Here is a 24956-nt window from a genome sequence, read left to right as displayed (position 1 = left end):
ATCATGGCGAAGCTCAGCAGCGCTGACCTGCTTGACGCGTTCAAGGAGATGACCCTCCTTGAGCTGTCCGAGTTCGTGAAGGCTTTTGAGGAGACCTTCGACGTCAAGGCTGCCGCGCCGGTCGCGGTTGCCGCCGCCGGTGGCGGCGCGGCCGCCCCCGCCGAGGAGGCCGCCGAGGAGCAGGACGAGTTCGACGTCATCCTTGAGGCCGCTGGCGACAAGAAGATCCAGGTCATCAAGGAGGTGCGCACGCTCACCAGCCTGGGCCTGAAGGAGGCCAAGGACCTGGTCGACGGCGCGCCGAAGACCGTACTTGAGAAGGTCAACAAGGATGCCGCGGAGAAGGCCAAGACTGCCCTCGAGGGCGCCGGCGCTTCCGTCACGGTCAAGTAGTTCCACCGCTCCGCTAGCCCTCCGGGGCTCCGGGGGTCATTCCCCGGACTAGCGGAGCGTGACGCGCTGAACGCCGTCCGGGAACATCCCGGGCGGCGTTCGCGTTGGAGCTGAACAGAAATAGAAAGACCGGCAACGGCGTGCCGGCTGGGCTGTCCCGTGACGAGCGGGAATAATGGTCGTACCCGGCAACGTTGTCAGCTACACCTGCCCGCACCTGTGGCATCGATCACGCGGGAAACGTGCGTATACGCGGCGGTTTAGGCTTGACGTTTGGTCTCCGACAGGAGATGCTGCGAAGCAAGGTGAACCACATACAGGCGTACCGTTGACAGGCAGTGCAGTCTTAGACTACACTGGCTATTTGCGCTGCACTCTCTAACGTCCTCGGTGCCTTCTCTGCCTCTCCGGCAGCCTCTATGGGGTATTGCCGTGGGGCGTTTGGCGTGCGTGCGGTGATAGTTCCGCGACAAGTTCGGAAGGACCCCTGTTGGCAGCATCGCGCAGCGCCTCCGCCACAAATCTTGGTCCAAACCGCGTGTCCTTCGCGCGAATCAGTGAGCCTCTGAAGGTTCCGGATCTGCTGGCCCTGCAGACCGAGTCGTTTGACTGGCTGCTCGGCAACGAAAAGTGGAAGGCGCGTATCCAGGCCGCCAAGGAAGCCGGAAGCAAGAACATCGCCGAGCAGTCCGGCCTCGAAGAGATCTTCGAGGAGATCAGCCCGATCGAGGACTTCTCCGGCACGATGTCCCTGTCGTTCCGCGACCACCGGTTCGAGCCGCCAAAGTACTCCGACGAGGAGTGCAAGGACAAGGACATGACGTACTCCGCGCCGATGTTCGTGACGGCGGAGTTCATCAACAACACCACCGGTGAGATCAAGAGCCAGACGGTCTTCATGGGCGACTTCCCGCTCATGTCCCGCAAGGGCACGTTCATCATCAACGGCACCGAGCGTGTGGTGGTCAGCCAGCTCGTCCGTTCGCCAGGTGTGTACTTCGACCGGCAGGTCGACAAGACCAGCGACAAGGACATCTACTCCTGCAAGGTGATCCCGAGCAGGGGCGCGTGGCTCGAGTTCGAAATCGACAAGCGCGACAGCGTCGGTGTGCGCATCGACCGCAAGCGCAAGCAGTCGGTCACCGTGCTGCTCAAGGCCCTCGGCTGGGACGACGCACGCATCCTCGAGCGCTTCGGCGACTACGAGTCGATGCGCGCCACCCTGGAGAAGGACCACACGGCGGGCCAGGACGACGCGCTGCTCGACATCTACCGCAAGCTGCGCCCGGGCGAGCCGCCGACGCGCGAGTCGGCGCAGGCGCTGCTCGACAACCTGTACTTCAACCCGAAGCGCTACGACCTGGCGAAGGTCGGCCGGTACAAGGTCAACCGCAAGCTCGGCCTCGAGCAGCCGATCCGTCAGGGCACGCTGACCGAGGAAGACATCGTCTCCACGATCGAGTACCTGGTCAGGCTGCACGCGGGCGAGGAGGAGCAGGCGCGCGGCGAGCGGACGATCGTCATCGAGACCGACGACATCGACCACTTCGGCAACCGGCGGCTGCGTACCGTCGGCGAGCTCATCCAGAACCAGGTCCGTCTTGGCCTTGCCCGGATGGAGCGCGTGGTCCGCGAGCGGATGACCACTCAGGACGTCGAGGCGATCACGCCGCAGACCCTGATCAACATCCGCCCGGTCGTGGCGTCGATCAAGGAGTTCTTCGGCACCAGCCAGCTCTCGCAGTTCATGGACCAGACCAACCCGCTGGCCGGGCTGACGCACAAGCGCCGCCTGTCCGCGCTTGGCCCAGGTGGCCTGTCTCGCGAGCGGGCCGGGTTCGAGGTGCGCGACGTTCACCCGTCGCACTACGGCCGGATGTGCCCGATCGAGACGCCTGAAGGCCCGAACATCGGCCTGATCGGGTCGCTCGCGTCGTACGGGCGGGTCAACCCGTTCGGCTTCGTGGAGACCCCGTACCGCCGGGTCGTCGACGGGGTGGTCACCGACGAGGTCGACTACCTGACCGCCGACGAGGAAGACCGGCACGTTATCGCCCAGGCGAACACGCCGATCGGCGCCGACGGCCATTTCGCGACCAACCGGGTGCTGGTCAGGCGAAAGGGCGGCGAGGTCGACCAGATCCCGCCGGACGAGGTCGACTACATGGACGTGTCCGCACGCCAGATGACGTCGGTCGCGACCGCGATGATCCCCTTCCTCGAGCACGACGACGCCAACCGCGCGCTCATGGGGTCCAACATGCAGCGGCAGTCGGTGCCGCTGCTGCGGTCCGAGGCACCGCTCGTCGGCACCGGCATGGAGTACCGTGCCGCCACCGACGCGGGCGACGTGATCCTCGCGGAGAAGGCCGGCGTGGTCGAGGAGTCCTGTGCGGACTACGTCACCGTGATGAACGATGACGGCACGCGGACCACCTACCACATCCAGAAGTTCCGCCGCTCTAACCAGGGCACCTGCTTCAACCAGAAGCCCATCGTGGAGGAGGGGCAGCGGGTCGAGGAGCGTCAGGTCCTCGCCGACGGTCCCTGCACCGACGAGGGCGAGATGGCGCTCGGCAAGAACCTGCTCGTCGCGTTCATGCCGTGGGAGGGCCACAACTACGAGGACGCGATCATCCTGTCGCAGCGCCTCGTCCAGGACGATGTCCTCAGCTCGATCCACATCGAGGAGCACGAGGTCGACGCCCGCGACACCAAGCTGGGTCCTGAGGAGATCACTCGGGACATCCCGAACGTCTCCGATGAAGTGCTCGCCGACCTCGACGAGCGCGGCATTATCCGGATCGGCGCCGAGGTCGTCAACGGCGACATCCTGGTCGGCAAGGTGACGCCCAAGGGCGAGACCGAGCTCACGCCCGAGGAGCGCCTGCTGCGCGCAATCTTCGGCGAGAAGGCCCGCGAGGTCCGTGACACCTCACTCAAGGTGCCGCACGGCGAGGAGGGCAAGGTCATCGGCGTCCGCGTGTTCACCCGCGAGGACGGCGACGAGCTTCCGCCCGGCGTCAACGAGCTGGTCCGCGTCTACGTGGCCCAGAAGCGGAAGATCACCGACGGCGACAAGCTGGCCGGTCGGCACGGCAACAAGGGCGTCATCTCCAAGATCCTGCCCGTGGAGGACATGCCGTTCCTCGCCGACGGCACGCCGGTCGACATCGTGCTCAACCCGCTCGGCGTACCCGGCCGTATGAACGTCGGCCAGATCCTGGAAACCCACCTCGGGTGGGTGGCCAAGACGGGCTGGCAGGTCGAGGGCGACGACGAAGAGTGGAAGGGCAGGCTCCGCGGCATCGGCGCGGACGCCAGCGAGCCGGACACCAACGTTGCCACCCCGGTCTTCGACGGCGCGCACGAGGAGGAGATCACCGGCCTGCTCAGCTCCACGCTGCCTAACAGGGACGGCGACCAGATGATCGGCTCGAGCGGCAAGACCAAGCTGTTCGACGGCCGCACCGGCGAGCCGTTCAAGGACGCGATCTCTGTCGGCTACATCTACATCCTCAAGCTGCTGCACCTGGTGGACGACAAGATCCACGCCCGGTCCACCGGCCCGTACTCGATGATCACCCAGCAGCCGCTCGGTGGTAAGGCGCAGTTCGGCGGCCAGCGGTTCGGTGAGATGGAGGTGTGGGCTCTCGAGGCCTACGGCGCCGCCTACGCCCTGCAGGAGCTGCTCACCATCAAGTCCGACGACGTGCTCGGCCGCGTGAAGGTCTACGAGGCCATCGTCAAGGGCGAGAACGTCCCTGAGCCCGGCATTCCCGAGTCCTTCAAGGTGCTCATCAAGGAAATGCAGTCGCTCTGCCTCAACGTGGAGGTGCTGTCAAGCGACGGCGCCGCCATCGAGATGCGGGACACCGACGAAGATGTCTTCCGCGCAGCGGAGGAACTCGGCATCGACCTGTCGCGGCGTGAGCCGAGCAGCGTCGAAGAGGTCTGACTTCCGAAGGGGGAACTCACACAGTGCTAGACGTCAACTTCTTCGACGACCTTCGCATCGGGCTCGCTACCGCCGAGGACATCAGGCAGTGGTCGCACGGCGAGGTTAAGAAGCCAGAGACGATCAACTACCGCACCCTCAAGCCGGAGAAGGACGGGCTCTTCTGCGAGAAGATCTTCGGTCCCACCAGGGACTGGGAGTGCTACTGCGGCAAGTACAAGCGTGTCCGGTTCAAGGGCATCATCTGTGAGCGCTGCGGCGTCGAGGTCACTCGCGCCAAGGTGCGCCGTGAGCGGATGGGGCACATCGAGCTGGCCGCGCCTGTCACGCACATCTGGTACTTCAAGGGCGTGCCGAGCCGTCTCGGCTACCTGCTCGACCTCGCGCCGAAGGACCTGGAGAAGGTCATCTACTTCGCGGCGTACATGATCACCTACGTGGACGACGAGGCACGGCAGCGTGACCTGCCGTCCCTCGAGGCGCGGATCACGGTCGAGCGGACTCAGCTTGAGCAGCGCCGGGACAACGACATCGAGACCCGGCAGAAGAAGCTCGAGGCCGACCTGGCCGAGCTCGAGGCGCAGGGCGCCAAGGGCGACGCGCGCCGCAAGGTGCGCGAGTCGGCCGACCGCGAGATGAAGCAGATCCGCGACCGCTCCGCCAAGGAGATCGACAGGATCGATGAGGTCTGGTCCAGGTTCAAGGGCCTGAAGGTTCAGGACCTTGAGGGCGACGAGATGCTCTACCGCGAGATGCGCGACCGGTTCGGCCGGTACTTCCGCGGCGGCATGGGCGCGCAGGCCATCCAGGACCGGCTCGCTACGTTCGACCTGGACGCAGAGGCCAACGACCTGCGCGAGATCATCCGCACCGGCAAGGGCCAGAAGAAGGCCCGCGCGCTCAAGCGGCTCAAGGTCGTCTCGGCGTTCCTGAACACCAGGAACAGCCCGATGGGCATGGTGCTCGACTGCATCCCGGTGATCCCGCCGGACCTGCGGCCGATGGTCCAGCTCGACGGTGGCCGGTTCGCGACGTCCGACCTGAACGACCTGTACCGCCGGGTCATCAACCGGAACAACCGCCTCAAGAGGCTCCTTGACCTGGGCGCGCCCGAGATCATCGTGAACAACGAGAAGCGGATGCTCCAGGAGGCCGTGGACAGCCTCTTCGACAACGGCCGCCGCGGCCGCCCGGTCACGGGCCCAGGCAACCGTCCGCTGAAGTCGCTGTCCGACATGCTCAAGGGCAAGCAGGGCCGGTTCCGCCAGAACCTGCTCGGCAAGCGAGTCGACTACTCCGGCCGTTCGGTCATCGTCGTCGGCCCGCAGCTCAAGCTGCACCAGTGCGGCCTGCCCAAGCAGATGGCGCTCGAGCTGTTCAAGCCGTTCGTCATGAAGCGGCTCGTCGACCTGAACCACGCGCAGAACATCAAGTCCGCCAAGCGGATGGTCGAGCGCGCCAAGCCGGTCGTGTGGGACGTGCTCGAAGAGGTCATCACAGAGCACCCGGTGCTGCTCAACCGGGCGCCGACGCTGCACCGCCTCGGCATCCAGGCCTTCGAACCGCAGCTTGTCGAGGGCAAGGCCATCCAGATCCACCCGCTGGTCTGCACCGCCTTCAACGCGGACTTCGACGGCGACCAGATGGCGGTGCACCTGCCGCTGTCCGCCGAGGCGCAGGCCGAGGCCCGGATCCTGATGCTGTCCACCAACAACATCCTCAAGCCGTCCGACGGCAAGCCGGTGACCATGCCCACCCAGGACATGATCATCGGGCTCTACTCCCTGACGCTTCTCGCAGAGGACGTGACCGGTGCCGGGCGGGCTTTCTCCAGCATGTCCGAGGCGCAGATGGCCTACGACAGGGGCGAGCTCGACCTGCAGGCGCGGATCCAGATCCGGCTGACCAACGTGGTCCCGCCGGAGGGCGCCGAGGTGCCGGAGGACTGGCAGCCAGGCCAGCCGCTGCGGATGGAGACCACGCTCGGCCGCTGCATCTTCAACGAGACGCTGCCGGCGGACTTCCCGTTCGTCAACTACGGCGTCGGCAAGAAGCAGCTCACCGTCATCGTCAACTCGCTCGCGGAAACGTATCCGAAGGTGCAGGTGGCCGCGGCGCTCGACGCGCTCAAGGACGCCGGCTTCCACTGGGCGACCCGCTCGGGCGTGACGATCGGCATCGAGGACGTCGTGGCTCCGCCGAACAAGGCGGCCATCCTTGACGGCTACGAGCGCCGCGCCGACAAGGTGCAGCGCGAGTACGAGCGCGGCCTGATCACCGACGACGAGCGCCGTCAGGAGCTCATCGAGATCTGGACGCACGCGACCGCCGAGGTTGCCCAGGACATGGAGAACGCCTTCCCGGCCACCAACCCGGTCTGGATGATGGTCAACTCCGGCGCCCGTGGTAACCCCATGCAGGTCCGGCAGATCGCTGGCATGCGTGGCCTGGTGTCGAACCCAAAGGGCGAGACGATCCCGCGCCCGATCAAGTCCTCCTTCCGCGAGGGCCTGACCGTGCTCGAGTACTTCATCTCCACCCACGGAGCCCGCAAGGGCCTCGCCGACACCGCCCTGCGGACTGCCGACTCCGGGTATCTGACGCGCCGTCTGGTCGACGTCGCGCAGGACGTCATCGTCCGCGAGGAGGACTGCGGCACCGACCGCCGGTTCCCGATGCAGATCGCGGAGAAGGGTGCCGACGGCACCCTCCGCAAGCTGGACAACATCGAGAACACCGGCACCGGCCGTAGCCTCTCCGAGGACGTGGTGGGCCCGGACGGCACCGTGCTCGCGCAGGCCAACGACGACACCACCGAGTCGCTCATCGAGCAGCTCGTCGAGGCGGGCGTCGAGATGGTCCGGGTGCACAACGTCCTGGTCTGCGAGGCGAAGGTCGGTGTCTGCGCCAAGTGCTACGGCCGCTCGCTTGCCGCTGGCAAGCGGGTGGACGTGGGCGAGGCGGTCGGCATCGTCGCCGCGCAGTCCATCGGCGAGCCCGGCACCCAGCTGACGATGCGTACCTTCCACACCGGCGGTGTGGCGGGTGCCGACATCACGCACGGCCTGCCGCGAATCACCGAGCTGTTCGAGGCCCGCATCCCCAAGGGCATGGCTCCGATCAGCGAGGTGGCCGGCCGGGTCAAGGTCGAGGAGACGGAGAAGACCAGGAAGATCGTCATCGTCCCCGACGACGGTGCCGACGAGGTCGCCTACCAGGTCCCGATGCGGTCCCGGCTGTTCGTCCAGGACGGCGGTCACGTCAACGTCGGCGACCAGCTCATCGCCGGCGCGGTCAACCCGCACGAGGTGCTCCGCATCCTCGGTTCCCGCGAGGTGCAGAAGCACCTGGTGGCCCAGGTGCAGGAGGTCTACCGGTCGCAGGGCGTGTCGATCCACGACAAGCACATCGAGATCATCATCCGCCAGATGCTCAAGCGGGTGAACGTCCTGGAGTCCGGCGACACCGAGATGCTGCCGGGCGAGCTGGTGGAGCGGCTGCGCTTCGAGGAGCAGAACCGCGCCGTGGTGAACGACGGCGGCACCCCGGCCTCTGGCCGCCCGGTGCTCATGGGTATCACCAAGGCGTCGCTCGCCACCGAGTCGTGGCTGTCCGCCGCTTCCTTCCAGGAGACGACGCGGGTGCTCACCGACGCGGCGATCCACGCCAAGTCGGACTCGCTGCTCGGCCTGAAGGAGAACGTGATCATCGGCAAGCTCATCCCGGCCGGCACCGGCATGCAGGTGTACCGGAACATCCGGGTCGAGCCCACCGATGACGCGCGCTCCACTGCCTACCCGGCCACGGCCTACCAGGAGGCGGAGAGCTACCCGTTCGGTCAGGGCACCGGCGAGGCGGTTCCGCTCGAGGACTACGACCTGGGCGCCTACAACAGGTAGCCAGGGACGGAAGTCAGCCGCGAGCGGCCGGGTCCTTCGGGTCCGGCCGCTCGCGGCGTTTGGCGGGAATGCCGCGGCGGACCCCCGTGTTACAAGATTTCGGGCACACGTAGGGGTAGTCTGCGCGTGCTTCGGGGAACCGGTAGACTTATCAACGGAAAGCCGTGCGGGTAGGCCAAAGCTGATTTGGTCGGCGAGCATACGGGTGGTACCTTTAACATTCGTGCCCGTCTCCGCGCGGGCGCCTGCGTGCCAGCAGATCGGCGAGACGTTGGGGTCGATGAGATCCGAGACGGGTGGCCGGACAGCTGGCCGTGTGGACTCTCTCCCTTTGCGGTCCAGATTCAGCTGAGTGTGGACTGCTGACCCGTGAGATGGTGTTCGCCGTCGGCCGGAGGCCAAGCGCGACACACCCGACCTCGGGGGTCGGCGGAGAGCGAAAACTTGCAGGTCAAACGGGTGAAATTGGCGGGAAACCGGCGATTTTCTAGCTCGGCACTGTGCGCCCGTTAGCGGGAAAGCCTGTGGCGAGTCCGCGAGCTTGACAGTAGGAACACGACGGGAAGACGGAGACTCGGTTGCCCACGATCCAGCAGCTGGTCCGCAAGGGCCGGCAGGACAAGGTGTCGAAGAACAAGACGCCGGCGCTCAAGCAGAGCCCGCAGCGCCGTGGTGTGTGCACGCGCGTCTACACGACCACGCCCAAGAAGCCGAACTCGGCGCTGCGCAAGGTCGCCCGCGTCCGGCTGACGAGCCAGATCGAGGTCACCGCCTACATTCCGGGCGTGGGGCACAACCTCCAGGAGCACTCGATCGTGCTGGTTCGCGGCGGGCGTGTGCGTGACCTGCCGGGTGTCCGCTACAAGATCATCCGCGGTTCGCTGGACACCCAGGGTGTCCGCAACCGCAAGCAGGCTCGCAGCCGCTACGGCGCGAAGAAGGAGAAGAGCTGAGATGCCGCGTAAGGGCCCCGCGCAGAAGCGGCAGCTGGTCACCGACCCGGTGTACGGCTCGCCGCTCGTTACCGCGCTCGCCAACAAGATCCTCAAGGACGGCAAGCGCTCGCTTGCCGAGCGCACCGTGTACGGCGCACTCGAGGGCTGCCGCGAGAAGAACGGCAACGACCCGGTGGTCACCCTCAAGCGCGCGCTTGACAACGTCAAGCCCACCCTTGAGGTCCGCAGCCGCCGCGTCGGCGGCGCCACCTACCAGGTTCCTGTGGAGGTGCGCGCATCGCGCAGCACCACCCTGGCCCTGCGCTGGATCGTCCTGTACGCGCGCCAGCGCCGCGAGAAGACGATGACCGAGCGGCTGATGAACGAGCTGCTCGACGCCAGCAATGGCCTTGGCGCGAGCGTCAAGCGCCGCGAGGACACTCACAAGATGGCGGAGTCCAACAAGGCCTTCGCGCATTACCGCTGGTAACACCCAGAACTAGTATGAAGGACGCTTAACGTGGCCACCCAGACCGCCGCAGACCTCGCCAAGGTCCGAAACATCGGGATCATGGCGCACATCGACGCGGGCAAGACGACGACGACCGAGCGGATCCTCTTCTACACCGGCATCAACTACAAGATCGGTGAAGTCCACGATGGCGCGGCCACCATGGACTGGATGCCGCAGGAGCAGGAGCGCGGCATCACGATCACGTCCGCCGCGACCACCACGTCGTGGCTGGACCACACCATCAACATCATCGACACGCCGGGACACGTCGACTTCACCGTCGAGGTGGAGCGTTCCCTGCGCGTGCTCGACGGTGCCGTCGCAGTGTTCGACGCGGTGGCCGGCGTTGAGCCCCAGTCGGAGACGGTCTGGCGGCAGGCGGACAAGTACGACGTGCCGCGAATCTGCTTCGTGAACAAGATGGACCGGGTGGGCGCGGAGTTCCACCGCTGCGTGGAGATGATGATCAGCCGCCTGGGCGCGACCCCGGCTGTCATTCAGCTCCCGTGGGGCGTCGAGTCCGACTTCCGCGGCGTGATCGACCTGGTGCGCATGCGCGCGCTGCAGTGGACGACCGAGGGCAAGGGCGACAAGTACGACGTCGTCGACATCCCGGCCGACCACGCGGAGGCGGCCCGCGAGTGGCGGGACCGGCTGCTTGAGACCGTCGCGGAGAACGACGACGAGATGATGGAGCTTTATCTCGGCGGCGAGGAGCCCACCGAGGACCAGCTCGTCGCGGCGATCCGCCGGGCGACGCTGGCCAGCGCCATCAACCCGGTGCTGTGCGGCACGGCCTTCAAGAACAAGGGCGTGCAGCCCATGCTCGACGCCATCGTCGCCTACCTGCCGTCCCCGATCGACATCCCGTCGATCAAGGGCCACGCTCTTGGCCACGAGGACCAGGTCGTCGAGCGGCACGCCGACCCGGACGAGCCGTTCTCCGCCCTGGCCTTCAAGATCATGGCGGACCCGCACCTGGGCAAGCTCACCTACATCCGCATCTACTCGGGAACCCTCGAGACCGGCACGCAGGTGCTGAACTCGATCAAGGACCGCAAGGAGCGGATCGGCAAGATCTACCAGATGCACGCGAACAAGCGCGAGGAGCGCCCGTCCGCGGTCGCCGGGTCGATCGTCGCCGTGATGGGCCTCAAGGACACCACGACCGGTGACACGCTGTGCGCGCAGAACGCGCCGGTGATCCTCGAGTCCATGACCTTCCCCGCGCCCGTCATCAACGTGGCGATCGAGCCGAAGACCAAGGGCGACCAGGAGAAGCTGGGCACCGCTATTCAGCGGCTCGCCGAGGAGGACCCGACCTTCCAGGTCAGGACCGACGAGGAGACCGGGCAGACCATCATCGCGGGCATGGGCGAGCTGCACCTTGAGGTGCTTGTCGACCGGATGCGCCGCGAGTTCAAGGTCGAGGCGAACATCGGCCGCCCGCAGGTGGCCTACCGCGAGACCGTGCGCAAGCTGGTCGAGAAGGTCGAGTACACGCACAAGAAGCAGACCGGCGGTTCCGGTCAGTTCGGTCGCGTGATCATTAACCTGGGGCCGACGGGCGGTGACGGCGGCGGTTATGAGTTCGAGAACAAGGTGACCGGCGGCCGGATCCCGCGGGAGTACATCCCGTCGGTCGACGCCGGATGCCAGGAAGCCGCCGAGTTCGGCGTGCTGGCTGGGTTCCCGATGGTCGACGTCAAGGTGACGCTGACCGACGGTGCCTACCACGAGGTGGACTCCTCGGAGCTCGCCTTCAAGATCGCTGGCTCGATGGCCTTCAAGAAGGCCGCCGCGCTGGCCAACCCTGTCCTGCTCGAGCCGGTCATGAGCGTCGAAGTCACCACACCCGATGAGTACATGGGTGACGTGATCGGCGACCTCAACAGCCGGCGCGGTCAGATGCAGGCCATGGAGGAACGAACCGGGGCCCGGGTTATCAAGGCCCTCGTTCCGCTCTCGGAGATGTTCGGTTACGTCGGCGACCTGCGTTCTAAGACGCAGGGACGGGCGAACTACAGCATGCAGTTCGACTCGTACGCCGAGGTGCCGCCGGGCATCGCCAAGGAGATCATCGCCAAGGCGCGCGGCGAGTAGCAGTCACCGCAGCGCGCAACAGCAGGCATTAGGAACCCAGAATCACTCCAGACCCACCGCGGTGGGCCGGATCGCAACGAGGAGAAACCAGTGGCGAAGGCAAAGTTCCAGCGGACTAAGCCGCACGTCAACATCGGCACCATCGGGCACATCGACCACGGTAAGACGACGCTGACCGCGGCGATCACCAAGGTGCTGCACGACAAGTACCCGGATGTCAATCCTTTCTACGCGTTCGACCAGATCGACAACGCGAAGGAGGAGAAGGAGCGCGGCATCACGATCTCGATCTCGCACGTCGAGTATCAGACCGAGAAGCGGCACTACGCGCACGTTGACTGCCCGGGTCACGCGGACTACGTCAAGAACATGATCACCGGTGCCGCCCAGATGGACGGCGCGATCCTCGTGGTCGCGGCCACCGATGGCCCGATGCCGCAGACCCGCGAGCACGTGCTGCTCGCCCGCCAGGTCGGCGTGCCGTACATCGTCGTCGCGCTCAACAAGTGCGACATGGTGGACGACGAGGAGATCCTCGAGCTCGTCGAGCTTGAGGTTCGCGAGCTGCTCACCCAGTACGAGTTCCCGGGCGACGACCTTCCGGTCATCCGGGTGGCGGCCGCCCCGGCCCTCCAGGGCGACGAGAAGTGGGGCGAGTCGGTCCTCGAGCTGATGAACGCCGTGGACGACGCCATCCCCGAGCCGGTGCGCGAGGTCGAGAAGCCGTTCCTCATGCCCGTCGAGGACGTGTTCTCGATCACCGGCCGCGGCACCGTGGTGACCGGCCGGATCGAGCGCGGTGTCATCCACACCGGCGAGACCGTGGACATCATCGGCATCAAGGAGAAGCACACCTCCACCACCGTCACCGGCGTGGAGATGTTCCGCAAGCTCCTCGACGAGGGCCAGGCCGGCGACAACGTGGGCCTGCTGCTCCGCGGCATCAAGCGCGAGGACGTGGAGCGCGGCCAGGTCATCATCAAGCCGGGCACCAACACCCCGCACACCGAGTTCGAGGGCCAGGTCTACATCCTGTCCAAGGAGGAGGGCGGCCGCCACACGCCGTTCTTCAACAACTACCGGCCGCAGTTCTACTTCCGTACCACCGACGTGACCGGCGTGGTCACGCTGCCGGAGGGCACGGAGATGGTGATGCCGGGTGACCGCACCGACATGTCGATCTCGCTGATCCAGCCGATCGCCATGGAAGAGGGTCTGAAGTTCGCGATCCGCGAGGGTGGCCGGACCGTCGGCGCCGGCCGGGTCACCAAGATCAACAAGTAGCTAGGCCGTTGCGGCGGCCCGGGCCGCCTAAGGCTCAGGCCGCCGCAACAATCATGTCTGGCCCGGAGGGCTCGTCCTTCCGGGAACCCCGGCTGCGGGGCCATCCCGGCCCCGCGGTTGCGGTTGCTTCAGGGGCTCGCCCCTGTGCGTCCGTGACTGCGGGGCGGAGCGCCGCCGCAAACGATGACAGCGGCACGAGACAGAAGTAGAGGAACCGAGGCCACAATGGCGGGACAGAAGATCCGCATCCGGCTCAAGGCATATGACCACGAGATCATCGACAGCTCGGCGCGCAAGATCGTCGACACGGTGACTCGTACCGGCGCTAAGGTTGCCGGGCCCGTGCCGCTGCCTACCGAGAAGAACGTTTACTGCGTCATCCGCTCGCCGCACAAGTACAAGGACTCGCGCGAGCACTTCGAGATGCGGACGCACAAGCGGCTGATCGACATCATCGACCCGACGCCGAAGACCGTCGACTCGCTCATGCGACTCGACCTCCCGGCCGGCGTCTACATCGAGATCAAGCTCTGAGGAATCACTGATCATGGCACTGACAGGGATCCTGGGCACCAAGCTTGGCATGACCCAGGTCTTCGACGAAACCGGACAGGTAGTGCCTGTCACGGTGGTGCAGGCTGGCCCTTGTGTGGTCACGGCCGTGCGCACCCCGGACAACGACGGCTACTCCGCTGTTCAGATCGGCTTCGGGGAGATCAACCCCCGCAAGGTCACCAAGCCCGTGGCTGGCCTGTTCGAGAAGGCCGGCGTGACTCCGCGACGCTACGTCGCGGAGATCCGCACCGAGGGCGCCTCCGAGTACACGCTCGGCCAGGAGCTGACCGCCGCGCTGTTCGAGGCCGGCCAGCGGGTCGACGTGACCGGAAAGTCCAAGGGCAAGGGCTTTGCCGGCGTCATGAAGAGGCACCACTTCAAGGGCCTCTCCGCCTCCCACGGCACGCAGCGCAAGCACCGCTCGCCCGGCTCGATTGGCGCGTGCGCCACGCCGTCCCGCGTCTTCAAGGGCGTGCGGATGGCCGGCCGGATGGGCGCCGAGCGCACCACCGTGCAGAGCCTGACCGTGTACGCCGTGGACGGCGACAAGAACCTGCTGCTGATCAAGGGCGCAGTTCCCGGCCCACGCGGCGGGCTTGTCGTGGTGCGCTCCGCGGCGCGAGGAGGGAACTGATGCGCATCAACGTCGTCTCGCCATCAAGTGAGAACGCTGGCACCGCCGAGCTGCCCGACGCGATCTTCGCGGCCAAGATCAACGTGCCGCTGATGCACCAGGTGGTGGTCGCGCAGCGTGCCGCCGCAAGGCAGGGCACGCACGCTACCAAGACCCGCGGCCAGGTCCGGGGCGGCGGCAGGAAGCCGTACCGGCAGAAGGGCACCGGCCGGGCCCGTCAGGGCTCGACCCGTGCGCCGCAGTTCACCGGCGGCGGCGTGTCGCACGGCCCGGTGCCGCGCGACTACTCCCAGAAGACGCCGAAGAAGATGAAGGCCGCCGCGCTGCGCGGCGCGCTGTCCGACCGGGCCGCCAGCGAGCGCGTGTACGTGGTCTCCTCGTTCGTCGAGGGCGACGTGCCGCGGACGAAGGACGCCCTCGCCGTGCTTGCCACGGTGACCGGCGGCGCCGAGAAGAACATCCTGGTCGTCACGCTGCACGAGGACGAGCTGACCTGGAAGTCGCTGCGCAACGTCCCGGCCGTGCACCTGCTCGCCGCGGACCAGCTCAACACCTACGACGTGCTCGCCAGCGACTATGTGGTCTTCACCAAGGCCGCGCTGGACGCGTTCACGGAGAGGGGCTCGGAGTGAGCAGGATCTACAACCCCCGCGACATCCTGCTGCGGCCGGTTGTCTCCGAGAAGAGCTATGGCCTTCTCGACGAGGGCAAGTACACGTTCGTCGTCGCGCCTGACGCCAACAAGACGCAGATCAAGCAGGCGGTCGAGGAGGTGTTCCGGGTCAAGGTGACCGGCGTGAACACCCTGAACCGCCAGGGCAAGCGGCGCCGGACCCGGTTCGGCTGGGGCAAGCGAGTAGACACCAAGCGTGCCATCGTGACCCTGGCCGATGGCGACCGGATCGACATCTTCGGCGGACCGGTTAGTTAAGGAGAAGCAGGTGGCAATCCGCAAGTACAAGCCGACCACCCCAGGCCGGCGTGGCGCCAGCGGCTCCGACTTCTCCGAGATCACCCGGAGTGAGCCGGAGAAGTCGCTGGTCCGTCCGCTGCACAGCAAGGGCGGCCGGAACGTTCACGGCCGGGTCACCGCCCGGCACCAGGGCGGCGGGCACAAGCGCGCCTACCGTCTGATCGACTTCAGGCGGCACGACAAGGACGGTGTTCCGGCGAAGGTCGCGCACATCGAGTACGACCCGAACCGCACGTCGCGCATCGCGCTGCTGCACTACGCGGACGGCGAGAAGCGTTACATCCTCGCCCCGCAGGGCCTGCAGCAGGGTGACCGGGTGGAGAACGGCCATGGTGCCGACATCAAGCCCGGCAACGCGCTGCCGCTGCGGTCGATCCCGACCGGCACCGTGATCCACGCGATCGAGATGCGCCCCGGTGGTGGCGCGAAGATCGCGCGGTCGGCGGGCGCGGGCGTTCAGCTGCTGGCCAAGGAGGGTGGCTACGCGACCCTGCGCATGCCCTCCGGTGAAATCCGGCGGGTCAGCGTGGAGTGCCGCGCGACCGTCGGTGAGGTCGGCAACTCCGAGCACGGCAACATCAAGCTCGGCAAGGCGGGCCGCAACCGCTGGAAGGGCAAGCGGCCGTCGGTCCGTGGCGTCGCCATGAACCCGGTCGACCACCCGCTCGGCGGTGGCGAGGGCAAGAGCTCTGGCGGTCGCCACCCGGTCAGCCCGTGGGGTAAGCCGGAAGGCCGTACCCGCCGGGCCCACAAGCCCAGTGACCGGCTGATCAGCCGCCGCCGCGGCAAGAACAAGCGGTAGGGAGCAAGCCTCGATGCCTCGTAGCCTTAAGAAGGGGCCCTTCGTCGACGACCACCTGATGAAGAAGGTGGACGTGCAGAATGAAAAGGGCACCAAGACTGTTATCAAGACCTGGTCCCGCCGGTCCATGATCGTTCCGGCGATGCTCGGTCACACCATCGCGGTCCACGACGGCCGCAAGCACATCCCGGTGTTCGTCACCGAGTCGATGGTTGGCCACAAGCTCGGCGAGTTCGCGCCAACGCGGACCTTCCGCAGCCACGTCAAGGATGACCGGCGCAGCCGGCGATAAGCCTGAGAAGAGGGAAACACCAATGGAAGCCAGGGCTAGGGCGCGGTACGTACGCGTCACGCCGATGAAGGCGCGCCGGGTGGTGGACCTGATCCGCGGGCTGCCCGCCGACCAGGCGCAGGCGGTGCTCCAGTTCGCACCGCAGGCCGCGAGCGAGACCGTGGGCAAGGTACTTGCCAGCGCGATCGCCAACGCCGACCACATCGGCGGACGGGACCGGGGCATGCTCTGGGTCTCCACCGCATACGTCGACGAGGGTCCCACGCTCAAGCGGTTCAGGCCGCGGGCGCAGGGCCGCGGATACCGGATCAACAAGCGGACGAGCCACATCACCGTCGTGGTCTCCGACGAGACTGAGGGAGGGAACCGCTAGTGGGACAGAAGGTTAACCCGCACGGGTTCCGCCTGGGCATCACCACGGACTTCAAGAGCCGCTGGTACGCGGAGAAGAAGTACAAGGACTACGTTGCCGAGGACGTCGCGATCCGCCGCATGCTGCAGAAGGGCATGGAGCGGGCGGGCATCTCCAAGGTCGAGATCGAGCGGACCACGGACCGGGTGCGGGTGGACATTCACACTGCGCGTCCCGGCATCGTGATCGGCCGCCGCGGCGCGGAGGCGGACAGGATCCGCGGCGACCTGGAGAAGCTCACCGCCAAGCAGATTCAGCTGAACATCCTCGAGGTGAAGAACCCCGAGGTCGACGCCCAGCTTGTCGCGCAGGGCGTGGCGGAGCAGCTGTCCAGCCGGGTCTCCTTCCGGCGGGCCATGCGCAAGGCCATGCAGAGCGCCACCAAGGGCGGCGCGAAGGGCATCCGGGTGCAGTGCTCCGGGCGCCTGGGCGGCGCCGAGATGTCGCGCAGCGAGTTCTACCGCGAGGGCCGGGTTCCGCTGCACACGCTGCGTGCGGACATCGACTTCGGGTTCTACGAGGCGCGCACGACCTTCGGCCGGATCGGCGTCAAGGTCTGGATCTACAAGGGCGACGCGGCTCCCACCAGGGCAGGCCGCGAGGCACAGCAGGCCGCTCTTCGCGCCGCGCAGCAGCGCGCAGGCGGCGGCGGCCGCGAGCGCCCGCAGGCGCGGCGGCCCCGTCGCGGCGACCGCCCGGACAACCGTAGCGACCGTCCCGAGCGGACCTCCGCTCCGGCGGAGCCGCAGGCTGAGACCTCTGGGGAGAGCTGAGACCAATGCTGATTCCGCGTAAGGTCGCGCACCGCAAGCAGCACCGTCCGCACCGGACCGGCGCCGCGAGCGGTGGCACCAGGGTTTCGTTCGGCGAGTTCGGCATCCAGGCCCTTGAGCACGCCTACGTGACCAACCGCCAGATCGAGGCGGCCCGAATCGCGATGACCCGGCACATCCGCCGTGGCGGCAAGGTGTGGATCAACATCTACCCGGACCGTCCGCTGACCAAGAAGCCGGCCGAGACGCGAATGGGCTCAGGCAAGGGATCGCCCGAGTGGTGGATCGCCAACGTCAAGCCCGGCCGGGTCATGTTCGAGCTGTCCGGTGTCGCAGAGCCGGTGGCCCGCGAGGCGCTGCGCCGCGCGATCCACAAGCTGCCCATGAAGTGCAAGATCGTGACGCGAGAGGTGGGTGAGGGCTGATGGCCACGAGCTTGACCGCCTCAGAGCTTCGCTCGTCCTCCCCGGAGGAACTGACCAGCAAGCTGGCCGAGGCCAAGGAGGAGCTGTTCAACCTCCGCTTCCAGAGCGCAACCGGTCAGCTGGAGAGCCACGGGCGCCTGCGTGCCGTGCGCAAGGAGATCGCCCGCATCTACACGGTGCTGCGGGAACGAGAGCTCGGCATCATCATCGATGTCGAGGATGAGAGTGGCGCGGACGTCGAAGGGAGCGCGAAGTGAGCACCAATCCGGCCGAAGCTGTAGCCGAAGAGGCTGCCGAGCAGCGCGGCTACCGGAAGACCCGCGAGGGCCTCGTGGTCAGCGACAAGATGGACAAGACCGTCGTCGTCGCCGTCGAGGACCGCGTGAAGCACCCCAAGTACGGCAAGGTTCTGCGCCGTACCAAGAAGTACAAGGCACATGACGAGAAGAACGAGTGTGGCGTCGGTGACCGCGTACTGCTGATGGAGACCCGGCCGCTCTCCGCCACCAAGCGGTGGCGCGTTGCCGAGATTCTCGAACGAGCCAAGTAGCAATAAGGACGAATCGCCGGCGGAACACACCGGCGTGACGAAGCAGGAGTTGACGTGATCCAGCAGGAGTCGCGGCTTAAGGTCGCCGACAACACGGGTGCCAAGGAGATCCTGTGCATCCGCGTGCTCGGCGGCAGCGGCCGGCGATACGCGGGCATCGGTGACGTCATCGTGGCGACCGTCAAGGACGCGCTGCCCGGGGCTGGCGTCAAGAAGGGCGACGTCGTCAAGGCGGTCGTAGTACGTACCCGCAAAGAGCGCCGCCGCGCAGACGGTTCCTACATCCGCTTCGACGAGAACGCCGCCGTCCTCATCAGGGACGGCGGGGATCCGCGTGGCACCCGCATCTTCGGCCCGGTCGGCCGTGAGCTGCGGGAAAAGCGCTTCATGCGGATTATCTCGCTGGCGCCGGAGGTGCTCTAGATGAAGATCAAAAAGGGTGACCACGTCATGGTCATGGCCGGCAAGGACAAGGGCGCTACCGGGACGGTCATCGCGGCCTACCCGACGGCGAACAAGGTCCTCGTCGAGGGCGTGAACATGATCAAGAAGAACAAGAAGGTGACCAACCAGGGATTCCGCGGTGCCAAGGAAGGCGGCATCGTGACCCAGGAGGCGCCGATTGACGTGAGCAACGTACAGCTGGTCGACCCGGAGACCAAGCGCCCGGCGCGGGTGGGTTACAAGATCAACGAGGACGGCACGAAGGTCCGCGTTCTGCGTCCGAGCGGGAAGGAAATCTGATGGCGACCGAGGCGTCGGCTCTGCCGCGGCTCAAGGAGAAGTACCGCACCGAGATCGCGCCCGCGCTGAAGGACGAATTCGGTTACGCCAACGTGATGCAGATCCCGGGGCTGACCAAGATCGTCGTCAACATGGGTGTCGGCGAGGCGGCGCGGGACGCGAAGCTGATCGACGGAGCCGTCAGGGACCTGGCCGCGATCACCGGCCAGAAGCCGGCTGTGGCGCGCGCCAAGAAGTCCATCGCCCAGTTCAAGCTGCGCGAGGGCATGCCGATCGGCGCGCACGTCACGCTGCGCGGCGACCGGATGTGGGAGTTCCTCGACCGGCTGCTCGCGATCGCGCTGCCCCGCATCCGTGACTTCCGCGGGCTGAACCCCCGCCAGTTCGACGGTCAGGGGAACTACACCTTCGGTCTCACCGAGCAGGTCATGTTCCACGAGATCGACCCGGACAAGGTGGACAGGCAGCGGGGGATGGACATCACCCTCGTCACCACGGCGACCACCGACGACGAGGGCCGCGCGCTGCTTCGCCAGCTCGGCTTCCCGTTCGCCGAAATGAGCTCCGTGCCACCGAAGCCGAAGAAGAAGTCCGGTCCGCGCACCGGGAGGAGGTAGAACATGGCTAAGAAGGCCCTGGTCGTCAAGGCCAGCCGCAAGCCGAAGTTCGAAGTGCGGGCATACACGCGGTGCACCCGCTGTGGCCGCCCGCGTGCCGTCTACCGCAAGTTCGGCCTGTGCCGCATCTGCTTCCGGAGCATGGCGCACCGCGGCGAGCTGCCCGGCATCACGAAGTCCAGCTGGTAAGAAGATTCTCTACGCGCCGAAGGTCCGTCCGCTGAGCCCGCACAGGGCGAACAGGGGCGGAAACCGCGGCGAGGAAGGCCAAGACGGCCATGTCAATGACCGACCCAATCGCGGACATGCTTACTCGTCTGCGCAACGCCAACTCGGCTTACCACGACACCGTGGGCATGCCGTACTCAAAGATCAAGTCGCACATCGCGGAGATCCTCCAGCAGGAGGGCTACATCGCGGGCTGGCGCATCGAGGACGCCGAGGTCGGCAAGGACCTCGTGGTCACGCTGAAGTACGGCAACTCGCGTGAGCGCTCGATCGCCGGGATCAAGCGGGTTTCCAAGCCCGGCCTGCGCGTGTACGCGAAGAAGGACAACCTGCCCCGGGTGCTCGGCGGGCTCGGCGTCGCGATCATCTCGACGTCCGGCGGCCTGATGACCGACAAGCAGGCCAAGAAGAGTGGAGTGGGCGGGGAAGTCCTCGCCTACGTCTGGTAAGGGAGGGGAGGAACAAAATGTCACGCATCGGACGTCTCCCCATTCCCGTTCCCAGCGGAGTGGACGTGGCCATCGACGGCCAGGCGGTCAGTGTCAAGGGGCCCAAGGGCGCCCTGAGCCTCACCGTCGCCGAGCCGATCATCGTGGTCCAAGAGGACGGTCAGCTCAAGGTCACCAGGCCGAGCGACGAGGGTAAGGTCCGTGCGCTGCACGGCCTGTCCCGGACGCTCATCGCCAACATGGTGACCGGTGTCACCACCGGGTTCAGCAAGACCCTCGAGATCGTCGGCGTTGGTTACCGGGTTGCCGCCAAGGGCAAGGACCTCGAGTTCTCCCTCGGCTTCAGCCACCCGGTTCTCGTGACGCCGCCCGAGGGGATCACCTTCCGCGTCGAGGCGCCGACCAGGTTCGTGGTCGAGGGCATCGACAAGCAGCTGGTGGGCGAGACCGCGGCCCGGATTCGCAAGATCCGCAAGCCCGACCCGTACAAGGCCAAGGGCGTGCGGTACCAGGGCGAAGTCATCCGCCGCAAGGTCGGGAAGGCTGGTAAGTAGTCATGGCTGGTACCCAGGCCAAGAGGTCATCCATCGAATACGCGACCGGACGGGTGGGGCCGCGCACCGCGGCGAAGACTCGCGCCCGCATTCGGCGTCACCTGCGAGTTCGCAAGAAGGTCACCGGCGACGCGGCGCGTCCGCGCCTGGTGGTCAACCGCTCCGCGAAGCACATCTTCGTGCAGGTCGTGGACGACACCGCGGGTCGCACCCTGGTGTCCGCGTCCACCCTGGACGAGTCGATCAAGTCCGCCGATGGCGACAAGACCGCCAAGGCCAAGCTGGTCGGTGCGCTCGTCGCCGAGCGGGCGAAGACCGCGGGCATCAGCGCCGTGGTCTTCGACCGTGGCGGCTACCAGTACCACGGCCGCGTGGCCGCGCTCGCGGACAGCGCGCGGGAAGCCGGGCTGACGCTGTGATGGACGATAGGAAGGAAAGCTAATGCCAGGAGCTCCGCGGCGCGGCGGCCAGGGCGGCGGCGAGCGGCGCGAGCGCCGCGACGACCGCCGCGGCGGTCAGACCGAGAAGCAGAACGTCTACCTGGAACGCGTGGTTGCCATCAACCGCGTGGCCAAGGTGGTCAAGGGCGGTCGCCGGTTCAGCTTCACCGCGCTCGTCGTGGTGGGTGACGGCAACGGCATGGTCGGTGTCGGCTACGGGAAGGCCAAGGAGGTGCCCGCGGCGATCGCCAAGGGCGTCGAAGAGGCCAAGAAGCACTTCTTCCGGGTGCCCCGCATCGCCACCACCATCCCGCACACTGTCCGGGGCGAGGCGGCGGCCGGCGTGGTGCTGCTCAAGCCGGCCAGCCCCGGTACCGGCGTCATCGCCGGCGGCCCGGTCCGCGCCGTGCTTGAGTGCGCCGGGATCGGCGACGTGCTGTCGAAGTCGATGGGCTCGTCCAACTCGATCAACGTCGTGCACGCCACCGTGGCCGCGCTCAAGGACCTGAGCCGTCCGGAGGAGATCGCGGCCAAGCGCGGCCTGCCGATCGAGGACGTGGCGCCGAAGGCGATGCTCGCGGCGCGTGCCGCGGCCAGCGCGTAGAGGAGGGGAACCCAATGACTCAGCTCAAGGTGACCCAGGTCAAGTCGAAGATCGGCGGGAACAGCACGCAGCGGGGTACGCTGCGGTCGCTTGGCCTGCGCAAGATCGGCCAGTCGACGGTCCGGCCGGATACCCCCGTCTTCCGGGGCATGATCCACACGGTCCGCCACCTGGTCCGGGTAGAGGAAGTGGACTAGCCATGCTGAAGCTGCATGACCTGCGGCCGGCCCCCGGTGCCCACAAGGAAAAGCAGCGGCTCGGCCGTGGCGAGGGCTCCAAGGGCAAGACGGCGGGCCGTGGCACCAAGGGCACCAAGGCCCGCTACCAGGTGCCGATCGGGTTCGAGGGTGGCCAGATGCCGATGCACCGGCGGCTGCCCAAGCTCAAGGGCTTCTCGAACGCCAAGTTCAAGACCGAGTACCAGGTCGTCAACATCGGGCGGCTCGCCGAGCTGTTCCCGTCTGGCGGCGAGGTGACTCCCGAGTCCCTGGCCGACGGCGGCGCGGTGCGCCGTGGCGAGCTCGTCAAGGTGCTCGGCAACGGTGACCTGTCCGTGGCGTTGCGCGTGAGCGCGCACGCTGTCTCGGCTTCTGCTCGGCAGAAGATCGAGGCAGCGGGCGGAACGGTCACGCTGCTCGGTTAGGCTCAGGTAAGCCACCACATAGTGGACACTGAGTCCGCACCCAAGGCTGGCTCGTCCAGGGGGAGGCCCCTCGGACGAGCTAGCTGCATGGGTGCGCCTCCGGGTAGGATACGGAAGCCGCTGATACGCAGGTTCCGCCGATGAAGAGGGATCACGCATGCTGACCGCGTTCATCCGGGCGTTCAGGACGCCCGACCTGCGCAAAAAGCTGCTTTTTACGCTTGGCATTATCGCGCTGTTCAGGTTCGGCTCGTCGCTGCCCGCCCCGGGCATCGACCAGTCCAACGTGTCGCACTGCGCAGGCGTCGCGGCCCAGTCCGGCCTGGCGAGCACACTGCAGATCGTCGACCTGCTGAGCGGAAACGCGCTCAAGTACATGTCGGTGTTCGCGCTCGGCATCATGCCGTACATCACCGCGAGCATCATTCTCCAGCTGCTCACCGTGGTCATCCCGCGGCTCGAAACGCTGAAGAACGAGGGCCAGGCCGGCCAGGCGAAGATCACGCAGTACACCAGGTACCTGACGATCGGCCTGGCGGTGCTCCAGTCCACCGGGTACATCGAACTCGCCCGCAGCGGCACGCTCTTCCCGAACTGCGACATCAACACCTACCCGATCATCCCCCACGCGTCGGTCTTCAGCATCGCGACGATGGTGACCACCATGGTGGCGGGCACCGCGGTCATCATGTGGATGGGCGAGCTCATCACCGACCGCGGCGTCGGCAACGGCATGTCGGTCATGATCTTTACGCAGGTCATCGCGGTCATCCCCGGCGAGCTGCTGACGATCTTCCAGACGAAGAAGGCGTTCACCGGCATTCTCTCGGTGCTCGTGGTCTTCGTGGTTATCGCGTTCGTGGTCTTCATGGAACAGGCGCAGCGGCGCATCCCCGTACAGTACGCCAAGCGCATGGTGGGCCGGCGGATGTACGGCGGCACGTCCACCTATATCCCGATGAAGGTGAACCTGGCGGGCGTCATCCCGGTCATCTTCGCGTCCAGCCTGCTGTACATCCCGCAGCTCGCGATATCGCTGTTCGGCAGCCAGACCCACCCGCAGGGCTGGGTCTCCTGGGTGCAGCGCTACCTAGAGGTCGGCAACTCAGGGACGCTGTCCACGATGTGGATCTACCTGCTCGCCTTCTTCGTGCTGATCATCGCGTTCACGTTCTTCTACGTGTCGATCACGTTCAACCCGGTCGAAGTAGCCGACAACATGAAGAAGTACGGCGGCTTCATCCCCGGCATCAGGCCAGGACGGCCCACCGCCGAGTACCTCAGCTACGTGCTCACCAGGCTCACCGCTCCCGGGTCGCTCTACCTCGGCCTCGTCGCGCTCTTCCCGCTCGTCGCGCTCGCTCAGCTCGGCGTGGGTAACCAGTTCCCGTTCAGCGGCGTGAGCCTGCTCATCATGGTCGGCGTCGGCCTGGACACGGTCAAGCAGATCGAGAGCCAGCTGCAGCAGCGCAATTACGAAGGTTTCCTGCGGTAGTGCGCATCGTCCTTGTCGGGCCCCCCGGAGCGGGCAAAGGGACTCAGGCCCACTTCATCGCGTCCCACCTGGCGATCCCGCGCATTTCGACAGGTGACATCTTTCGGTACAACGTCGCGAACAACACCGACCTTGGCGTGAAGGCCAAGGAGTACATGGACCGCGGTGACCTCGTGCCCGACGAGGTCACCGTGGCGATGGTCAGGGACCGGCTTGCCGAGGCGGACGCCAAGGCGGGCTTCCTGCTCGACGGCTTTCCGCGGAACGTCCCCCAGGCCGATACGCTGAAGAAGATGCTTGCCGAGCTCGACCAGCGGCTGACGGTCGTGCTCGAACTCGTCGTTGACGAGGAGGAGGTCGTCCGGCGGCTGTCCGGGCGGCGCACCTGCCGGCGCTGCGAGCGGGTCTGGCACCTGCTTTACGACCCGCCGTCGCAGCCCGGAATCTGCGACGACTGCGGCGGCGAGCTGTTCCAGCGAGACGATGACAAGGAAGAGGTCATCAGGCACCGCCTCGTGGTGTACAGCTCACAGACGTCGCCGCTGATCGCCTTCTATGCCGACGAGGGAATCCTGGTCGGCCTTGACGCGACAGGGCCGGTTGAAGAGGTCACTGCGCGCGCGCTTTCCGCGCTGCAGCCGTATGTTCACTGAAAGACCAGGCGCGCGGCTCTGCGGGTA

General features: G+C 66.6%; 30 protein-coding genes. All 30 read left to right on the top strand.

Going from position 1 to position 24956, the window contains the following annotated elements; translation table 11 throughout:
- Positions 1–3: 3 nt before the first annotated feature.
- The 30 genes from rplL to EAS64_RS08375 all read left to right on the top strand — a co-directional run bounded on the left by rplL (position 4) and on the right by EAS64_RS08375 (position 24929).
- Positions 4–393, top strand: a complete 390-nt coding sequence (gene rplL, locus EAS64_RS08520; RefSeq protein WP_145852149.1) for a 50S ribosomal protein L7/L12 — start codon at positions 4–6, stop codon at positions 391–393.
- Between the two features lie 490 nt (positions 394–883).
- Positions 884–4351 (top strand): DNA-directed RNA polymerase subunit beta, encoded by a 3468-nt coding sequence (gene rpoB, locus EAS64_RS08515; protein ID WP_145852147.1) that lies wholly within the window; start codon positions 884–886, stop codon positions 4349–4351.
- Between the two features lie 23 nt (positions 4352–4374).
- On the top strand, positions 4375–8250 hold the full coding sequence (locus EAS64_RS08510; protein ID WP_145852146.1) for a DNA-directed RNA polymerase subunit beta': 3876 nt from the start codon (positions 4375–4377) through the stop codon (positions 8248–8250).
- A 578-nt stretch (positions 8251–8828) separates the two neighbouring features.
- Complete coding sequence (gene rpsL / locus EAS64_RS08505) at positions 8829–9203, top strand: 30S ribosomal protein S12 (RefSeq protein ID WP_145852144.1); 375 nt, start codon at positions 8829–8831, stop codon at positions 9201–9203.
- A gap of 1 nt (position 9204) precedes the next feature.
- Entirely contained in the window at positions 9205–9675 is a 471-nt protein-coding gene (gene rpsG, locus EAS64_RS08500) for a 30S ribosomal protein S7 (RefSeq protein ID WP_145852142.1), read from the top strand.
- An 81-nt stretch (positions 9676–9756) separates the two neighbouring features.
- Positions 9757–11802, top strand: a complete 2046-nt coding sequence (gene fusA, locus EAS64_RS08495; protein WP_439333589.1) for an elongation factor G — start codon at positions 9757–9759, stop codon at positions 11800–11802.
- 90 nt (positions 11803–11892) lie between these two features.
- Positions 11893–13086, top strand: coding sequence for an elongation factor Tu (gene tuf, locus EAS64_RS08490; protein ID WP_145852138.1), 1194 nt, complete (start codon positions 11893–11895; stop codon positions 13084–13086).
- A 225-nt stretch (positions 13087–13311) separates the two neighbouring features.
- Positions 13312–13620, top strand: a complete 309-nt coding sequence (rpsJ, locus tag EAS64_RS08485; protein WP_145852137.1) for a 30S ribosomal protein S10 — start codon at positions 13312–13314, stop codon at positions 13618–13620.
- Positions 13621–13633: 13 nt separating this feature from the next.
- Positions 13634–14275 carry a 50S ribosomal protein L3 gene (gene rplC, locus EAS64_RS08480; protein ID WP_222849083.1) on the top strand — a complete coding sequence of 214 codons (642 nt, stop codon included), beginning with the start codon at positions 13634–13636 and terminating at the stop codon, positions 14273–14275.
- Positions 14272–14907, top strand: a complete 636-nt coding sequence (rplD, locus tag EAS64_RS08475) for a 50S ribosomal protein L4 (RefSeq protein WP_145852432.1) — start codon at positions 14272–14274, stop codon at positions 14905–14907. The genes rplC and rplD overlap by 4 nt, the downstream gene beginning before the upstream one ends.
- Positions 14904–15206 (top strand): 50S ribosomal protein L23, encoded by a 303-nt coding sequence (gene rplW, locus EAS64_RS08470; protein WP_145852133.1) that lies wholly within the window; start codon positions 14904–14906, stop codon positions 15204–15206. Before rplD ends, rplW begins: the two co-directional genes overlap by 4 nt.
- 10 nt (positions 15207–15216) lie before the next feature.
- On the top strand, positions 15217–16050 hold the full coding sequence (gene rplB / locus EAS64_RS08465) for a 50S ribosomal protein L2 (protein WP_145852131.1): 834 nt from the start codon (positions 15217–15219) through the stop codon (positions 16048–16050).
- Between the two features lie 13 nt (positions 16051–16063).
- Positions 16064–16342: a 30S ribosomal protein S19 gene (gene rpsS / locus EAS64_RS08460; RefSeq protein WP_145852129.1), complete on the top strand. Its 279-nt coding sequence runs from the start codon at positions 16064–16066 to the stop codon at positions 16340–16342.
- 22 nt (positions 16343–16364) lie between these two features.
- Positions 16365–16715: a 50S ribosomal protein L22 gene (gene rplV / locus EAS64_RS08455; RefSeq protein WP_145852127.1), complete on the top strand. Its 351-nt coding sequence runs from the start codon at positions 16365–16367 to the stop codon at positions 16713–16715.
- Positions 16715–17527 (top strand): 30S ribosomal protein S3, encoded by an 813-nt coding sequence (gene rpsC, locus EAS64_RS08450; RefSeq protein WP_145852125.1) that lies wholly within the window; start codon positions 16715–16717, stop codon positions 17525–17527. The genes rplV and rpsC overlap by 1 nt, the downstream gene beginning before the upstream one ends.
- Before the next feature lie 5 nt (positions 17528–17532).
- The gene (gene rplP, locus EAS64_RS08445) at positions 17533–17952 is read left to right on the top strand and encodes a 50S ribosomal protein L16 (protein WP_145852124.1); all 420 of its coding nucleotides are present in this window, start codon (positions 17533–17535) and stop codon (positions 17950–17952) included.
- A complete protein-coding gene (gene rpmC, locus EAS64_RS08440) occupies positions 17952–18209 on the top strand; it encodes a 50S ribosomal protein L29 (RefSeq protein WP_145852122.1) in 258 nt (85 codons plus the stop codon). Before rplP ends, rpmC begins: the two co-directional genes overlap by 1 nt.
- On the top strand, positions 18206–18502 hold the full coding sequence (gene rpsQ, locus EAS64_RS08435) for a 30S ribosomal protein S17 (protein WP_145852120.1): 297 nt from the start codon (positions 18206–18208) through the stop codon (positions 18500–18502). The genes rpmC and rpsQ overlap by 4 nt, the downstream gene beginning before the upstream one ends.
- A 54-nt stretch (positions 18503–18556) precedes the next feature.
- The gene (gene rplN, locus EAS64_RS08430; protein WP_145852118.1) at positions 18557–18925 is read left to right on the top strand and encodes a 50S ribosomal protein L14; all 369 of its coding nucleotides are present in this window, start codon (positions 18557–18559) and stop codon (positions 18923–18925) included.
- Positions 18926–19246 (top strand): 50S ribosomal protein L24, encoded by a 321-nt coding sequence (rplX, locus tag EAS64_RS08425; RefSeq protein WP_145852116.1) that lies wholly within the window; start codon positions 18926–18928, stop codon positions 19244–19246. It begins immediately after the preceding gene.
- On the top strand, positions 19246–19863 hold the full coding sequence (rplE, locus tag EAS64_RS08420; protein ID WP_145852114.1) for a 50S ribosomal protein L5: 618 nt from the start codon (positions 19246–19248) through the stop codon (positions 19861–19863). Before rplX ends, rplE begins: the two co-directional genes overlap by 1 nt.
- A gap of 3 nt (positions 19864–19866) precedes the next feature.
- Positions 19867–20052 (top strand): type Z 30S ribosomal protein S14, encoded by a 186-nt coding sequence (locus tag EAS64_RS08415; RefSeq protein WP_145852112.1) that lies wholly within the window; start codon positions 19867–19869, stop codon positions 20050–20052.
- A gap of 89 nt (positions 20053–20141) precedes the next feature.
- Positions 20142–20540 carry a 30S ribosomal protein S8 gene (gene rpsH, locus EAS64_RS08410; protein ID WP_145852110.1) on the top strand — a complete coding sequence of 133 codons (399 nt, stop codon included), beginning with the start codon at positions 20142–20144 and terminating at the stop codon, positions 20538–20540.
- A gap of 17 nt (positions 20541–20557) precedes the next feature.
- Positions 20558–21094 (top strand): 50S ribosomal protein L6, encoded by a 537-nt coding sequence (rplF, locus tag EAS64_RS08405; RefSeq protein WP_145852108.1) that lies wholly within the window; start codon positions 20558–20560, stop codon positions 21092–21094.
- 2 nt (positions 21095–21096) lie between these two features.
- Positions 21097–21513 carry a 50S ribosomal protein L18 gene (gene rplR / locus EAS64_RS08400; RefSeq protein ID WP_145852106.1) on the top strand — a complete coding sequence of 139 codons (417 nt, stop codon included), beginning with the start codon at positions 21097–21099 and terminating at the stop codon, positions 21511–21513.
- 22 nt (positions 21514–21535) lie between these two features.
- The gene (rpsE, locus tag EAS64_RS08395; protein ID WP_145852104.1) at positions 21536–22138 is read left to right on the top strand and encodes a 30S ribosomal protein S5; all 603 of its coding nucleotides are present in this window, start codon (positions 21536–21538) and stop codon (positions 22136–22138) included.
- A 14-nt stretch (positions 22139–22152) separates the two neighbouring features.
- Positions 22153–22335, top strand: a complete 183-nt coding sequence (rpmD, locus tag EAS64_RS08390; RefSeq protein ID WP_145852102.1) for a 50S ribosomal protein L30 — start codon at positions 22153–22155, stop codon at positions 22333–22335.
- A 2-nt stretch (positions 22336–22337) separates the two neighbouring features.
- Positions 22338–22781 (top strand): 50S ribosomal protein L15, encoded by a 444-nt coding sequence (gene rplO / locus EAS64_RS08385; protein WP_145852100.1) that lies wholly within the window; start codon positions 22338–22340, stop codon positions 22779–22781.
- A gap of 157 nt (positions 22782–22938) precedes the next feature.
- On the top strand, positions 22939–24276 hold the full coding sequence (gene secY, locus EAS64_RS08380) for a preprotein translocase subunit SecY (protein ID WP_145852098.1): 1338 nt from the start codon (positions 22939–22941) through the stop codon (positions 24274–24276).
- Entirely contained in the window at positions 24276–24929 is a 654-nt protein-coding gene (locus tag EAS64_RS08375; RefSeq protein WP_145852096.1) for an adenylate kinase, read from the top strand. Before secY ends, EAS64_RS08375 begins: the two co-directional genes overlap by 1 nt.
- Positions 24930–24956 lie beyond the last annotated feature (27 nt).

Source organism: Trebonia kvetii, assembly GCF_007827045.1.
In the GTDB taxonomy this organism is placed as follows: domain Bacteria; phylum Actinomycetota; class Actinomycetes; order Streptosporangiales; family Streptosporangiaceae; genus Trebonia; species Trebonia kvetii.
This window is presented reverse-complemented; position numbering and strand designations above follow the sequence as displayed.